The organism is Microbacterium sp. SORGH_AS_1204 (assembly GCF_030818935.1).
In the GTDB taxonomy this organism is placed as follows: Bacteria; Actinomycetota; Actinomycetes; order Actinomycetales; family Microbacteriaceae; genus Microbacterium.
Map to the genome: position 1 here is coordinate 1071189 of NZ_JAUTBD010000001.1, position 14468 is coordinate 1085656.

Here is a 14468-nt window from a genome sequence, read left to right on the forward strand (position 1 = left end):
TCGTTCGCGATCAGGAAGCCGGCGTCGGCGTGGCCGTCGGGGTCGGCGTCGCGGTGTTGGTCGGGATGGGGGCGATCGTGACCGTCGCCTCGGGGGTCGGCGCGAGGGGAGCGAGGTATTCGAGCGCACCGTCGAGCACGGGGACCTGCATGAGCGATCCCTCGCCGTCGCCGGACTGGAAGTAGACCGGCACGGTCGAGCCGGGCACGGCGTCGATGTCATTCAGGCGCAGCGGCTCGACGTCGTTCGCCAGGTCGCCCAGGCTGAGCGTGCGGCCGGCCGGCACGTTGACCGCGGCGCGGACGGCGGACGAGCCCTCGCCGACCTCGATGCGCAGAACCAACTGGTCGGTGGTGTCGTTGACGATCGCGGCGACAAGGTTGCCGGTCGTGCCGTCGTCGTTGGCGACGATCAGCGCGTTGCGCACCGACAGGGGGCCGGAGTCGGCGGGGATGTTCACGCCGTCCGAGGCCGAGTAGTCGATGGTGGTCGCCTGCGGAGCGATGAGGTTGCACCCCGTCGTGCCCAGCAGAACAGCGGCACCCAGGGCCACGGACGCGATCAGGCGCGTTTTCACGGATCCTCCAAGATCGACAGACGGCATCCCCCTCATCCTACGGGGTCCGCGGCGGGGGTCCGGGTCTTGCCCCGGCGTCTCGCCGGGAGCTCCCTCGCGCGGGGGCGAGCGACGCCCGCGTGAGGCAGAGTGGCGTGGAGCGGGCGGAACCTTAGCGCATCCGGGCCTGTGGTATCCTGGATGTTGCCGAAAGGACATAACTCCATGCTTTTTGAGGTTGGCGAGACCGTCGTTTACCCGCACCATGGCGCGGCCACGATCATCGAGGTCAAAGAACGCGTCATCAAGGGCGAGACGAAGAAGTACCTGAAGCTGAACGTCACGCAGGGAGACCTCGTCATCGAGGTCCCGGCCGACAACGTCGACCTGGTCGGCGTTCGCGACGTGATCGGCAAAGAGGGTCTCGACCGCGTCTTCGAGGTGCTGCGTGCGCCCTTCACCGAGGAACCGACCAACTGGTCGCGCCGCTACAAGGCGAACCTCGAGAAGCTCGCGTCGGGCGACGTCATCAAGGTGAGTGAGGTCGTGCGCGACCTGTGGCGCCGAGACCAGGACCGCGGTCTGTCGGCGGGTGAGAAGCGCATGCTCGCCAAGGCTCGTCAGATCCTCGTGTCCGAGCTCGCTCTGGCCGAGAAGACCGACGAAGACCGCGCGAGCGTCGTGCTCGACGAGGTTCTCGCGTCCTGACGCCTATTCGGCGCACGTCGCTCCAGCGACCTCGCGCTAGCGTGATCGGGTGACTCTCACCCCCGTCCCGCGTATCGCGGTCATCGTCGTCGCCGCCGGTTCCGGCACCCGCCTGCGTGGCGGGGCGCCGAAGGCGTTCGTCGGACTCGATACCAGGTCGATCCTGCACCGGTCCCTTCTGGGCGTCTTCGCGGGTCCGCTCGCGCAGGTCGTGGTGGTCGTGCCCGAGGGGTACGAGGGCGATGCTCTCACCGACGCCCGGGATGCCGCGGGAGCGGCCGCCGATCTCGTCACGGTCGTGACCGGCGGTGCGACGCGCCAGGCGTCCGTCGCCGCGGGTGTGGCGGCGCTGTGGGCCGACGTCGACATCGTGCTGGTGCACGACGCGGCGCGCGCTCTCACGCCCCCCGAGGTGTTCGAGCGCGTGGTCGCGGCCGTCGAGGCGGGGGCCGCCGCCGTCATCCCGACGGTGCCCGTCGTCGACACCATCAAGCGCGTCGATGCCGCGGGCCGCGTCGTCGCCGGTGTCGATCGATCCGAGCTCGCGGCGGCGCAGACCCCGCAGGGCTTCCGTCGTGCCGTCCTCGAAGCCGCGCTGGCCGAGGCCACGGCCGATCACACCGACGACGCCGCGGTCGTCGCCGCAGCAGGTCACACCGTCCTCACCGTCGCCGGAGACGCGGCGGCGTTCAAGATCACGACCGCCCCCGACCTCGAGCGGGCGCGAGCGATCGTGCAGGCCGCATCCGCCGTATCCCCGGATCCGACGCCCGTGGCCCGCGGGCCGCGTGTGGGGATCGGTACCGATGTGCACGGGTTCGGCGGTGCGGGCACGCTGTGGCTCGCCGGTCTCGAGTGGCCGGGGGAGCAGGCCCTGTCGGGGCACTCCGACGGCGACGCGGTCGCACACGCGATCGTCGACGCGCTCCTGGCGGCGGCCGGTCTCGGCGACATCGGCACGCACTTCGGCACCGATCGACCCGAGTTCGCCGGCGCGCACGCCGAGGCGTTCCTCGTCCACACGCTCGGTCTGCTGCGCGAGGCGGGCTGGAGCGTCGGCAACGTGTCCGTACAGGTGCAGGCGAACCGTCCGCGCTTCGCCGCGCGCCGCGTGGAGGCGGAACGGGCGCTGTCGGCGGCGCTCGGGGGAGCCGCGGTGTCGGTCAGCGCCACCACCACCGACGGCCTCGGCTTCACTGGCCGCACCGAGGGCGTCGCGGCGTTCGCCACCGCGCTCGTCGTGCCCGCCTGAGCCCCGTGCAGCGCGTCGTCGCCGCCGTGACGGCCCCGGGCGTGCCCGCCTGCGGCGCCGTGCAGCCATCCTCGTCCGTGACGACCCCTGTCGCCTCCTCCTGAGCAGACGCGCCGCGAGCGTCGCAGCGCTCAGTGACGGTTCCGGCGGTGTGCGCTCAGAGCTCGCGCGTCATGAAGGTCGAGAGCGGATCGGGTGCGTAGGGCGCGAATGCTTCGCACTCCCGGAACCCTTCGCTCGCGTAGAGCCCGCGCGCCGCGGCGAAGTCATCGGTACTGCCGGTCTCGAGCCAGAGGCTCCGGATGCCGCGCTCCGCGGCATCCTCCATGATGTGCCGCAGGATCGCCCGGCCGATGCCCTGCCCGAGGAAGCGCCCGACGACGCGCATCGACTTCAACTCGGCGCGATCGACGCCCAGGTCTTTGCACGCCCCGATGCCGGCGAGCTCGTCGTCGACCCACGCCGACCACACGGTGATCCCGTCGGCGCTCAAGCGGTCCGCATCCAGAGCGTGCACGCTTTCGGGCGGCGTGTTCTCGAGCATGCCCGCGAGGTGCGAGGCGACGAGCGCGCGGGTCTCGGCGCCGGTGAGGTCATCGGGGCGGATGAGCAGCGGCATACCCGCCACGGTATCCGTTGCGTGTTTCCCCCAGGTGTCGCGCACAGGGTGGCCGGTAGGCTTGAGCAGTGACTGTTCGGCTGTACGACTCGAAGGCGCAAGACCTGCGCGACTTCGTCCCTCTCGACCCCTCGAACGTCACCGTCTACGTCTGCGGCCCCACCGTGCAGTCGGGGCCGCACATCGGCCACGTGCGCGCAGCCCTCGTTTTCGATCTTTTGCGGCGCTGGCTCGCTCACCGGTTCGGACGCGTCACCTTCGTCCGCAACGTCACCGACATCGACGACAAGGTGCTCGCGAACGCGACCGACGACGAGCCGTGGTGGGCGCTGGCGTACCGCATGGAGCTCGAGTTCACCAGGGCGTACGCCGCCGTCGGCATCCTGCCCCCCACCTACGAGCCGCGCGCCACCGCCTCGGTGACGCAGATGCAGGAGCTCATCGCCGAGCTGATCGATCGCGGGCACGCGTACCCCGCCGCCGGCGACGTCTATTTCGACGTGCGCTCGTGGCCCGCCTACGGCGAGCTCACACGACAGAGCCTGGATGCCATGGAGCCGGCGGCCGACGCCGACCCCCGCGGAAAGCGCGACCCGCGCGACTTCGCCCTCTGGAAGGGCGCCAAACCGGGCGAGCCCGCGTCGGCCACCTGGGCCTCGCCGTGGGGCGAGGGTCGGCCCGGCTGGCACATCGAGTGCTCGGCCATGTCGCGCCGCTACCTCGGATCGGAGTTCGACATCCACGGTGGCGGGCTCGACCTGCGCTTCCCCCACCACGAGAACGAGCTCGCGCAGTCGACCGCGGCCGGTGACGCCTTCGCGCGCTACTGGGTGCACAACGGCCTCGTCACCGTCGACGGGCAGAAGATGTCGAAGTCGCTGGGCAACTTCACCCTCGCCGCCGACGTTCTCGCCGCGCACGATCCGCGGGTCGTGCGCTACGCCCTCGCTGCGGCGCACTACCGGTCGAACCTCGACGTGTCGGACAGGGCGTTCGCGGAGGCGGCATCGGCGCTCGACCGCATCGACACGTTCCTCGAAGCGATGGATCGCGTCGTCGACCCAGCGGGTCCCCGCTCGCTGCCCGACGCCTTCGCCGAGGCGCTTGACGACGACCTGAACGTGCCGCGCGCGCTGGCCGTGCTGCACGAGACCGTTCGCGCGGGCAACACCGCGTACGACTGGAGCGGTGACCCCTCCACCGAGATGGAGGGCTACGCCGCCGACGTACGCGGCATGGTGGAGTTGCTTGGACTCGCCCCCGTTGACGTCGCGGCGGCTGGAGCGACGCGCGGCGCGGCGGCGTCGGCAGCCCTCGACGCCCTCGTGCGGGAGATGATCGCGCAGCGCGCCCGGGCGCGCGCAGACAAGGACTGGGCAGCCGCCGACCGCATCCGCGATGCCGTCGCCGCCGCCGGAATCACGCTGGAGGACACTCCGGCCGGAACACATTGGAGCATCGATGGCTAAGCCTGGACGACCGGGAGCACGCAACCCCGGCAAGAAGAAGGGGCCCCTGAAGGGCACCGGCGGGCACTCCCGCAAGGCGCTCGAGGGGCGGGGTCCCACCCCGAAGGCGGAGGACCGCGCCTGGCACCCGGCCGGCAAGCGCAAGGCCGCGGAGGAGCGTTACGCAGCCGCGGGCGGAAAGGGGCGCCCCGGCGTCCGTGCGGTCGGCAGCGCCTCGAATCGCAAGAGCCCGAAGGCCGCCGACGACACCGAGACGGTCACCGGCCGCAACTCGGTGCTCGAGGCCCTGCGCGCGAAGATCCCGGCGACCGCCTTCTACATCGCGCAGCGGGTCGAGATGGACGATCGCGTGAAAGAGATGCTGTCGATCGCGACGAACCGCGGCATCCCGGTTCTCGAGGTGACGCGCCCCGAACTCGACCGCATGGCCGGTTTCGACGGCGTGCACCAGGGCGTGGCCCTGAAGGTGCCGCCCTACGCCTATGCGCACCCGCAGGACCTGCTCGAGAAGATCATCGACCGCGGTGACGTTCCGCTGCTGGTCGCCCTCGACGGCGTCACCGATCCGCGCAACCTCGGCGCGATCATCCGTTCCACGGGTGCCTTCGGCGGCCAGGGCCTGATCATTCCGCAGCGGCGCTCGGCGAGCGTCAACTCCGCCGCCTGGAAGACCAGCGCGGGAGCGGCGGCCCGCATTCCGGTCGCCCTCGCCGCGAACCTCACCGCGACCCTGAAGGACTTCAAGAAGCAGGGCGTGTTCGTGCTCGGCCTCGACGGCGACGGCGACGTGTCGCTGCCGGCGCTCGAGCTCGCCGACCGCCCCGTCGTCATCGTCGTGGGCTCGGAGGGCAAGGGCCTGTCGCGCCTGGTGACCGAGACGTGCGACCAGGTCGTGTCGATCCCCATCTCCACCGCCACCGAGTCGCTGAACGCCGGTATCGCGGCCTCCGTCGCCTTGTACCAGGTGTCGACCCTGCGCGCCGCGCGCTGACCCGCTCTCCCAGGAAGGAACGCCATGCCCCGCATCGCCGTCATCGGAGGCACCGGCTACGCCGGCAGCCACATCGTGACCGAGGCCGTCCGCCGCGGCCACACCGTCGTCTCGATCGCCCGCTCGGTGCCCGCCGAGCGCGTCGAGGGAGCGACCTACCTCGAGGGCACGGTCCTCGACGTCCCCGGGCTCGTCTCCCAGCTCGAGGGGGTCGACGTCGTGGTGTCGGCCGCCGCCCCCCGCGGCGACATGGAGGGCAAGCTCCGCCCCGCCATCGCCGAGCTCGTCACGGCCCTCCCCGAGAACGTGCGCGTGGGCGTCGTCGGTGGAGCCGGCGGTTCGCTCGTCGCCGAGGGCGGCCCCCGCCTCATCGACACCGAGGGTTTCGCCGAGGAGTACAAGCCCGAGGCGCGTGAAGCGATCGGCATCCTCGAAGACCTGCAGGCCGACGACACCGGCCGCGACTGGTTCTACGTGCACCCGGCCGGCGGCTTCGGCTCGTGGGCGCCGGGAGAGCGCACCGGCTCCTACCGCGACGGCGGCGGCGTGCTCGTCGTCGACGACAACGGCGACTCCTTCATCGGCGGCGCCGACTTCGCCATCGCCGTCCTCGACGAGATCGAGGACGCGAAGCACACCCGCGAACGCTTCACCGTCGGGTACTGAGCCCGCGCGACACCGAGGCCGTGGCATCCCGGATTCGATTCCGGATGCCACGGCCTCGGCGTTGCGGTCGGCGCTGCCGGTGTGTTCCGTCGGCACGGCGCGAGAACATGTGACCTCGGCGAAGCCACCCGCTTCGGCGTGTGGGTTCGGCGAGAACACGTGACCTCATGCGGGGTGGTCCCCGCTTCGACGTGCGCTCGAGGAGATCACGTGATCTGGTGCGGGGTGGGGTCAGACCAGGTCGCGCCAGTCGACGAGGTCGGTGTCGGTTGTGGGCACCTCGCCCGTGGCGGGGGCGTCGGCGTCGGACACCGTCGGCAGCGACATCGTGTCGGTCGGCGGGCCCATGACCGTCGCCTCATCGCGCCGGTGGCGCAGCACGTCGTCGATGTACGAACTCACCACCTCGGCGAGCGGGACCGAACGGCCTCGCGCCTGCGACATGTACCAGCGGTGTTCCAGCACCTGGTGGAAGACCTCGGCGGGCTCGAGCTTGGCGCGAAGATCCCACGGGATGGCCATCACGATGGGCTCGAACACCCGGGTGAGCCACTCGTGCGCGACCATCTCCTCGTCGGCGCCGAGGCGTGAGACGCGCGCGCGGAACTCGTCGAGATCGTTGAGCAGCCGGCGGGCCTGGTTCTCCTCCACATCGAGACCCGTCAGGCGCAGCAGGCGTCGCTGGTGGTGCCCGGCATCCACGACCTTCGGCTGGATCGACACCTGCGTGCCGTCGCTGGCCGTGCGGATGGACATCTCGCCAATGTCGAAGCCGAGGGCGTTCAGGCGATGCACGCGCTCGGTGATGCGCCACGACTCGTCGACGGCGAACGACTCCTTGTCGGTGAGCGCTCCCCACAGCGAGTGGTACGACGACACCAGGCCGTCGGCGATGGCGACGGCATCCACCCCTCCCTCGAGCCGACCGCCGGCCTCGAGGTCCATGATCTCGCCGGCGATGTTGGTACGCGCGATGTCGAGGTCGTGGGCGCGCTGCCCCGGGCTCAGACGGTTCCCGTGCAGCTCGCCGGTCTCGGCGTCGACGAGGTAGGCCGCGAACTCGCCCGCATCGCGGCGGAACAGAGTGTTCGACAGCGACACGTCACCCCAGTAGAACCCCACGTTGTGCAGGCGTACCAGCAGCACCGCCAGCGCGTCGACCAGGCGTGTGGCCGTGTGCGGGCGCAGCACCTGGGTGAACAGCGCCCGGTAGGGGAGCGAGAACTTCAGGTGCGCGGTGACGAGGGCGGCCGGCAGGGGGCGGCCCGACGCGTCGGTGCGACCGGCGATGACCGCGATGCGGTCCACGCACGGGGCGGCGAGGCGATCGAGGTTGCCGAGCATGTCGTACTCGCGGCGCGCCATCTCCTCGGTCGTCTCCTTGATGGCGACGACGCGTCCCGACAGGTTCGCGAAGCGCACGAGGTGGCGGGAGATGCCCTTCGGGAGCGCGACGATGTGACTGCTGGGCCACTCACCGAGCCCCGTCGACCACGGCAGCTGCAGAAGCGCGGGATCGACGGCGCTCGCCGTGATGCTGAGGGAATCGGACACGGGTACCTCCGGGAAACAGTGCGGCGCGCCCCCGGCCCGAGAAGATCGGGACCGGGGACGCGCCGCGTCGGTGCGTGGGTCAGGCCGACGCGATGGCCCGGTCGGTCAGGCGGTCGCCCGACTCGAGGTCGAACACGTGCACGTGTCCGGGAACCGGGGCCAGCACGACCGTCTCGCCCGCGTTGGGGTGACGACGACCGTCGACGCGCGCGACCAGGTCGGTGCGCTTGCCGTTGATGTCGGTGTGACCGTAGAGGTACCCGTCGGCGCCGAGCTCCTCGACGAGGTCGACGACGACCTTGAGGCCGCGGCCGTCGGCCGGGGCGACCTGGATGTCTTCGGGGCGCACACCGATGGTGACCTCCGAGCCGTGGGCCTTGCCGATGGTGTCGGCCTCGACGGGCACGACGAGGTCGCCGAAGCGGACGCCGCCCTCGGCGAGGTCGGCCGTGAACAGGTTCATCGCGGGCGAGCCGATGAAGCCGGCGACGAAGACGTTCTTCGGCGTCTCGTACAGGTCGCGCGGGGTGCCGACCTGCTGCAGGATGCCGTCCTTGAGCACCGCGATGCGGTCGCCCATGGTGAGAGCCTCGGTCTGGTCGTGCGTGACGTAGACCGTGGTGACACCGAGGCGACGCTGCAGCGACGCGATCTGGGTGCGGGTCTGCACGCGGAGCTTGGCGTCGAGGTTCGACAGCGGCTCGTCCATGAGGAAGACCTGGGGCTGACGGACGATGGCGCGACCCATGGCGACACGCTGACGCTGACCACCGGAGAGGGCCTTGGGCTTGCGGGTGAGGTACTGCTCGAGGTCGAGCAGCTTGGCGGCCTCGAGGACGCGAGCGGCGCGCTCCTCCTTGCCGACACCGGCGATCTTGAGCGCGAAGCCCATGTTCTCGGCGACGGTCATGTGCGGGTAAAGCGCGTAGTTCTGGAAGACCATCGCGATGTCGCGGTCCTTGGGCGGCACATCGGTGACGTCGCGATCACCGATGAGGATGCGGCCGGAGTTGACCTCTTCGAGACCGGCGAGCATGCGCAGCGAGGTGGACTTTCCGCAGCCGGAGGGGCCGACGAGAACCAGGAATTCGCCGTCGGCGACGTCGAGGTTCAGCTTGTCGACCGCGGCGCGGGTGCCGCCGGGGTACAGACGGGTTGCGTTGTCGAAGGTGACGGACGCCATTTTTTCTTCTCCTTCACCGGCAGGTACGTGCCGGACGATCCGTAGTGAATGGAATGAACGGGTGCGAGCCCGTGCGCGCGACAGTGCACGCAGGGTCAGTATGGCATGTGTCTGGTCATTTCTCAGCCAGCCTGGCTACCATCGGTGCTCGTTCGCCCACCCGTGCGAACCCCACGTTTCTTGCGGTGATTCACTGCGCCCGGAAGGTTTCATGTCCCACGACCCCTCAGCGAATGCGCCCGCCGAACGCGACCGTCGCGAGGCGGTGCGTGAGAAGGCGCAGCAGGTCAAAGCGAAGCAGACGCGCTGGCGCATCGCGCGGCGCTCCGCGATCGCCGTCGGTGCGGTCGCGGTGATCGGAGTCGGTGCCGTGGGCGTCTCCGCCGCCCTGAACTCGCGCGAGGGTCGCTCGCAGGCGCTCCCGGGTGCCGCAGCCGACGACGGCTTCCTCATCACCAGCGCATCGCAGGTGGCGAATCCTCTGGCCGATCAGACGGTCGACGGCACAGCCGCGACCATGGCGGCCGAGGCGGTCCCGACCGCCACGCCCACCCCCGAGCCGACGTCGACGGCCGCACCCGTCGACATCCGCGTCTACGTCGACTACCTCTCCACCGAGGCGCGCGAGTTCCAGTCTGCGAACGCCACGCAGCTGTCGAAGTGGGTCGACGACGACGCCGCCACGCTCACCTACTACCCGGTTGCCATGCTCACCTCGAAGTCGAACGGCACCAAGTACAGCTTGCGCGCCGCGGGTGCCGCCGCGTGTGTGGCGACCCACGCCTCCGACCGCTTCTTCGCGTTCAACCATGAGTTGCTCACCAATCAGCCCGCCGCCGACACCGACGGCTACAGCGATCAGCAGCTGGCCGACATGGCGCAGGGAGCGGGCGTGAGCGACGTCGCGACCGTGCGCTCGTGCATCGAGGACGAGACTTACACGGCCTGGGCCAAGGCGGCGACCGATCGTGCCATCAAGGGGCTGCCCGGCACCGACGGACAGGCGCTCACCGCGACCGCGACCGTGCTGGTGAACGGGACGCCGTACGTCGGCAACATGGATGACGCGAAGGAGTTCGCGCAGTTCGTGCTGACCGTCGACAGCAACGCCTACTACTCCACCGCCACCCCCACTCCGTTGTCCACCCCGCCCGCCGGCTGATCTTTCCTTCGGTGCGTGCGACGGTGTGCGATTCTGGTGGCATGAACGACGAGCTCGAGGACTCCCCGCCGCGGCGGTCCGGTGATCAGCTGAGGGCGTGGGTGCAGGAGTTCCGCGACCAGGGGCACATGGTCGCGGGCACCATCAAGGTGGCCGACCAAGAAGACGCCGATGGTCAAGACACCGGCCTCGTCGTCGTCACCCTGTCGAACGCCAACGCGTCGATCTACATGCAGCCCAAGGGCTACGACGAGCCGCTCTGGGAGGCGACGCTCAGTGCCCGTCCCGACGATCTCACGCTGTCGCCGCATGACATGGCCAGCCTCGCGGCCGAACTCGTCGTCGCGGGCAACCTCTGCTCGTTCCTGCAGTTCAAGTCGCTCGACTGGGACCGTCAGAGCGGCAAGCGCAACGAGTGAGTCCGACCAGGTCGTAGACTCGTCCCTCGAGACGCCTCGGCGTCTTCGGCCGGCTTGGCGCAATTGGTAGCGCACCGTACTTGTAATACGGGGGTTGCAGGTTCAAGTCCTGTAGCCGGCACCCCACGGTCTCCCGCGCCCGTCCTCGATTTCCGTCGGCGTGGATGACCTGTGCTCATCTGCATCCCTTTCGCCGAGAAGTGACGCAGAGAACGTCGCTCCGTCATGTCGACGACACACCCGATGCGTAGGGTTGGAGCTACAGCGGTGGGGTCCGCTGGTGAGCGTTCGGAGCCGACAGTGACCGATGTATCTCGACGGACCGCGATGTCCTTCCTCCTTCTGGCGCCGGTGGCGGTGGTCGCCGCGTGCGCGCCGGAGTCGGAGCGCGAGTCGCCGACCTCTCCGGCCTCTCCGACCGCGACGCCGACGGAGTCCACGGGAACAGGCCTCGGCGCCGTCGGCCCCGCCGCGGCGTCCGCCGCTCCCGAGATCCCGGACTCCGGCGACGTCTTCGGTCCGACCGGGCAGCGCTGGCCGTCGCGGACGCCGCGGGCCTATGACGCGTTCGACGCGAGCGTGGAATGCGACTGCACGTGGGAGGCCATCGCCGCGGCGATCACCGCCGTGGATCGCGCAGCTCCGGACGGTTCCGCCCGCGTGCTGGTGCGACCGGGAACACTGTCGGGCGACGGAGCCGGGTCGACCGCGAAACCGGTGCTGTCGCAGATCGGACGAGAAGGCCGTTCCTCGCGCATCCTCGTCATTCCGCGGGATGGAACGGAATCGGTCTCGATCGACGATTCGATACGGCTGGATGCGATCGTGGGAATATCCTTCGCCGGGTTCTGGACGTTCCCCGGCAGTGTCGTCCTCACCTCGACGCGCGACGTGGCGTGGGCCTGGTCGAAGGGACAGGCGTTCAACATCACCTCCGGTGACAGCGGTCCGACCGAGAGCACCGAGTTCGTCGAGTGCGTGACACCGGATGCCGTCGCCGCCGATGCGGACACCTGGGCATTCCGTACGGGATCCAACGCGATGCGCGAGGTCTCGGTGAGAGGGTGCTACCTCGCCCCCACCTACAAGGCGGAGGGCTCCGAGGCGCACTGCGACACCCTCCAGCTCTCGGGCGACGAAGACATGGACGGGCTGCTCGTGGAGGGGACCGTGCTGTTCTCCTCCACCAATGCCGGATTCATCCCGACGGCGGAAGCGAACAACATCGTGTTCGACCGGTCCCTGCTCGTCGGAGGCGACCGCATGCTCGAGCGCTACCCCCTGCCGGACGGGGCGAACGCCTTCACATCGGGTCAGCCCGCCGCGGTGAACGCGGCCAAGTCCATCGATCGGATGAGCGCGAAGGATTCGGTCTTCATCGGGCGCGTGCGGGGGACCTTCTCACGCGCCGAGAACACGACCGTTTCGGCCGCGGAGACCCCCAGGGCATCCAGCGGTGCGTTCCAGTCGGACCCTTCCCTCGACGGTATCGACGCCGACTGGCTGGACGAGCGAGCCCCTCTTCCCACCGACGACCGACTTCGGACGATCTGGAGGCTGCGCTGAACACGTCGCGTTCTCCTCGGTGTCCGGGCACGACGATGGCGCTGGCGCGGACCGCGTCGCCCGTGGTCGTCGTCGGAGATCGCATGCCGCCCCGGCTGCGGGACGGACGACATTCTGCCGTCACCCGATGCCGTTATGATCGGAGGCGTCTCGGGGGGTCTGGGCATCCGTAGATCATTTCTTCACATCGGCGACGACGGCTTGCTCCGGCTTCGGGGGTCGGACGAGTGGTCTGCCGCCTGCAGTCGTAGATCCCGCGTGGCTCTGACAGCGCGCACCTGCTCCTACCGATGGATACCTGAGGGCCACTTGAAAACTTCGATCACCGGGCGCTGGCGAAACGGCGCCGTCACCGTCGTCACCGAGGGCCATCTGTGAGTGCGGCGCTCCGTTCGGTTTCGTGCTCCGTGGACACTCGCCTGATTCGTCGGGGGCCGTCCAACCTGCAGAACAGGTCTGTCGCGCTTCGGCCGAGTCATGGTGACGACGTGACGGCTACGGCCCCCGGTGTGCAGAATGTCGAGATGCTCTCGTGACCGCACGCTCGCTGAACCCGATGACCCTTCTGGAGTTCGCCACGCGCGCGCGTGACGCGGCATACACGAAGATCGCCGCCACCGGTTTCGAAGAGTTCGGTCGGGGCTCCCGCATCATGCTGCCCTTCCGCGCGGGCAACCCACAGAAGGTCGTGGTCGGTCGCGACGTTCTCATCGGGCCGTCGTCGTGGTTCATGGTCCCGCGGCTGGATGCCGCCGGCCCCGTCATCCACATCGGCGACCGTGTGCGCATGAATCAGACGTCGATCACCGCGGTCGAAGAGGTGGTCATCGAGGATGCCGTGGCCATCGCTCGAGGGGTGTACATCTCCGACCACACGCACGGCTTCGACGACCCCGACGTCCCCATCCGCGATCAGCCGCTGGCGCGGGTCGCCCCCGTTCGCATCGGCCGCGGCGCGTGGCTCGGCCAGAACGTCGTGGTCATGCCGGGCGTGACCATCGGTGCGGGCACTGTCGTGGGTGCGAACGCGGTCGTGACCTCGGACCTGCCCCCACGTTGCGTTGCGGTGGGCGCTCCCGCTCGCGTGCTGAGGGAGATCGTGCCGTGACGCGCGACGTGGTGTTCACCTTCTCGTACGAGACGTACGCCGACGCGGCCGCGCGCGGAATGATGCGTCCGCCCGACCGCATCCTGCAGACGCTCATGTCGTCGGACGAGGTGGGCAAGCTTCTGGTGGCGAACCCCTTCCGTTCCCTCGCCAGCGTCGCAGTCCGGGGGATCCGGTCTGCCGACTCCTTCCCCGTCCGGGCCGATCGACGACTGATCACCCCGACGCGCCTCGCACGTCGCGACCCCACCAGCGTTCCCGCCATCGTGCGCACCTATCGCTCGTACGACGCCCAACTGCGGGAGGGGGCCGTCCGGGCCGGACTGACACGACCCGCGGTCGTGACGACGAACCCCCTCGTGGCGGCGTTCTGCCCCTTCAGCTGGGCCGACACCGTCACCTACTTCGGACGCGACGACTGGCTCAGTTCCGACGCCCGCCGAGCCTACTGGCCGGCCTATGCTGCGGCCTACCGCCAGATCAGCCGCAGCGAGGTGGGCGTCGCCGCTGTGTCGCAGCCGATCCTCGACCGGATCGATCCGCGTGGACCGGCGACCGTCGTCCCCAACGGCGTCGACCCCGGAGAATGGTCGGGCCCTCGTCCCGCGGCACCCGACTGGCTGGCGGCCATTCCGGGTCCCCGCGCCATCTACGTCGGCACGATCGACAACCGCCTCGATGTCGAGGGTGTCGCCGCCCTCGCTGCGCTTCGTCCCGGCCTGCACATCGTGCTGCTCGGTCCGACGCCGGACCCCGCGTACACTCGCGCGCTCCGAGACGTCCCCAACGTGCATCAGCACGCCGGGGTGGGTCGCAGCGAACTCGTGGCGGCTCTGCGGAATTGCGACGTGTCGTTGCTCTCGCACCGCCGCACGGCGCTCACCGAGGCGATGAGTCCCCTCAAGGTCTACGAATACCTCGCGGCCGGTCTTCCCGTCGTCTCCATCGACCTACCGCCCGTGCGCGGCATCCACGACCGGGTCACCTTCTCGCCAAGCACGGCGGAGATGGGTCCTCAGGTCGATGAGGCGCTGGCGCGGGGACCGCTGAGCGACACCGAGCGCGACGCGTTCATCGCCGGCAACAGCTGGGCCTCTCGACACCGCGCGGTGCTGGATCTCATCTTGCGCTCGTCCGCGCGTCACCGGCCGATCGCACCGACGACCGTCTGACCTCCTCCGTCGCATCCGGACCGGGTGCGACGGAGGAGCGGGC

At 69.8% G+C, this 14468-nt stretch carries 14 protein-coding genes and 1 tRNA gene; 11 read left to right on the forward strand and 4 right to left on the reverse strand.

What is annotated here, in order from left to right:
- Positions 1–10: 10 nt before the first annotated feature.
- Positions 11–577: a DNA modification methylase gene (locus QE410_RS04930; RefSeq protein WP_307328676.1), complete on the reverse strand. Its 567-nt coding sequence runs from the start codon at positions 575–577 to the stop codon at positions 11–13.
- A gap of 204 nt (positions 578–781) precedes the next feature.
- Between QE410_RS04930 and QE410_RS04935 the strand changes: the two genes are divergently transcribed.
- Together QE410_RS04935 and ispD are read left to right on the forward strand one after the other, a co-directional pair.
- The gene (locus QE410_RS04935) at positions 782–1264 is read left to right on the forward strand and encodes a CarD family transcriptional regulator (RefSeq protein ID WP_056229249.1); all 483 of its coding nucleotides are present in this window, start codon (positions 782–784) and stop codon (positions 1262–1264) included.
- A gap of 49 nt (positions 1265–1313) precedes the next feature.
- The gene (gene ispD / locus QE410_RS04940) at positions 1314–2516 is read left to right on the forward strand and encodes a 2-C-methyl-D-erythritol 4-phosphate cytidylyltransferase (RefSeq protein WP_307328679.1); all 1203 of its coding nucleotides are present in this window, start codon (positions 1314–1316) and stop codon (positions 2514–2516) included.
- A gap of 157 nt (positions 2517–2673) precedes the next feature.
- On the opposite strand, the gene QE410_RS04945 is transcribed toward ispD, so the two are convergent.
- Positions 2674–3135 carry a GNAT family N-acetyltransferase gene (locus QE410_RS04945; protein WP_307328681.1) on the reverse strand — a complete coding sequence of 154 codons (462 nt, stop codon included), beginning with the start codon at positions 3133–3135 and terminating at the stop codon, positions 2674–2676.
- A 68-nt stretch (positions 3136–3203) separates the two neighbouring features.
- Between QE410_RS04945 and cysS the strand changes: the two genes are divergently transcribed.
- From cysS to QE410_RS04960, 3 genes are read left to right on the forward strand one after another with little or no spacing between them, the layout of a single operon-like run.
- Positions 3204–4604, forward strand: coding sequence for a cysteine--tRNA ligase (cysS, locus tag QE410_RS04950; protein ID WP_307328684.1), 1401 nt, complete (start codon positions 3204–3206; stop codon positions 4602–4604).
- Complete coding sequence (gene rlmB / locus QE410_RS04955) at positions 4597–5595, forward strand: 23S rRNA (guanosine(2251)-2'-O)-methyltransferase RlmB (protein ID WP_307328688.1); 999 nt, start codon at positions 4597–4599, stop codon at positions 5593–5595. The genes cysS and rlmB overlap by 8 nt, the downstream gene beginning before the upstream one ends.
- 24 nt (positions 5596–5619) lie before the next feature.
- Positions 5620–6261 (forward strand): NAD(P)-dependent oxidoreductase, encoded by a 642-nt coding sequence (locus tag QE410_RS04960; protein WP_307328690.1) that lies wholly within the window; start codon positions 5620–5622, stop codon positions 6259–6261.
- A gap of 231 nt (positions 6262–6492) precedes the next feature.
- On the opposite strand, the gene QE410_RS04965 is transcribed toward QE410_RS04960, so the two are convergent.
- Both QE410_RS04965 and QE410_RS04970 read right to left on the reverse strand, forming a co-directional pair.
- A complete protein-coding gene (locus QE410_RS04965; RefSeq protein ID WP_307328692.1) occupies positions 6493–7815 on the reverse strand; it encodes a DUF4032 domain-containing protein in 1323 nt (440 codons plus the stop codon).
- A 79-nt stretch (positions 7816–7894) separates the two neighbouring features.
- Complete coding sequence (locus QE410_RS04970; protein ID WP_307328694.1) at positions 7895–8998, reverse strand: ABC transporter ATP-binding protein; 1104 nt, start codon at positions 8996–8998, stop codon at positions 7895–7897.
- A 211-nt stretch (positions 8999–9209) separates the two neighbouring features.
- Here QE410_RS04970 and QE410_RS04975 point away from each other — a divergent pair, with 211 nt between their 5' ends.
- The 6 genes from QE410_RS04975 (at position 9210) to QE410_RS05000 (ending at position 14425) form a co-directional block, all read left to right on the forward strand.
- The gene (locus QE410_RS04975; protein ID WP_307328697.1) at positions 9210–10160 is read left to right on the forward strand and encodes a thioredoxin domain-containing protein; all 951 of its coding nucleotides are present in this window, start codon (positions 9210–9212) and stop codon (positions 10158–10160) included.
- A 41-nt stretch (positions 10161–10201) separates the two neighbouring features.
- Entirely contained in the window at positions 10202–10579 is a 378-nt protein-coding gene (locus QE410_RS04980) for a hypothetical protein (RefSeq protein ID WP_307328701.1), read from the forward strand.
- A gap of 48 nt (positions 10580–10627) precedes the next feature.
- Positions 10628–10700, forward strand: a tRNA-Thr gene (locus QE410_RS04985).
- Between the two features lie 206 nt (positions 10701–10906).
- Complete coding sequence (locus tag QE410_RS04990) at positions 10907–12145, forward strand: hypothetical protein (RefSeq protein WP_307328703.1); 1239 nt, start codon at positions 10907–10909, stop codon at positions 12143–12145.
- Between the two features lie 532 nt (positions 12146–12677).
- On the forward strand, positions 12678–13253 hold the full coding sequence (locus tag QE410_RS04995) for a DapH/DapD/GlmU-related protein (protein ID WP_307328705.1): 576 nt from the start codon (positions 12678–12680) through the stop codon (positions 13251–13253).
- A complete protein-coding gene (locus QE410_RS05000; RefSeq protein WP_307328707.1) occupies positions 13250–14425 on the forward strand; it encodes a glycosyltransferase in 1176 nt (391 codons plus the stop codon). The genes QE410_RS04995 and QE410_RS05000 overlap by 4 nt, the downstream gene beginning before the upstream one ends.
- Positions 14426–14468 lie beyond the last annotated feature (43 nt).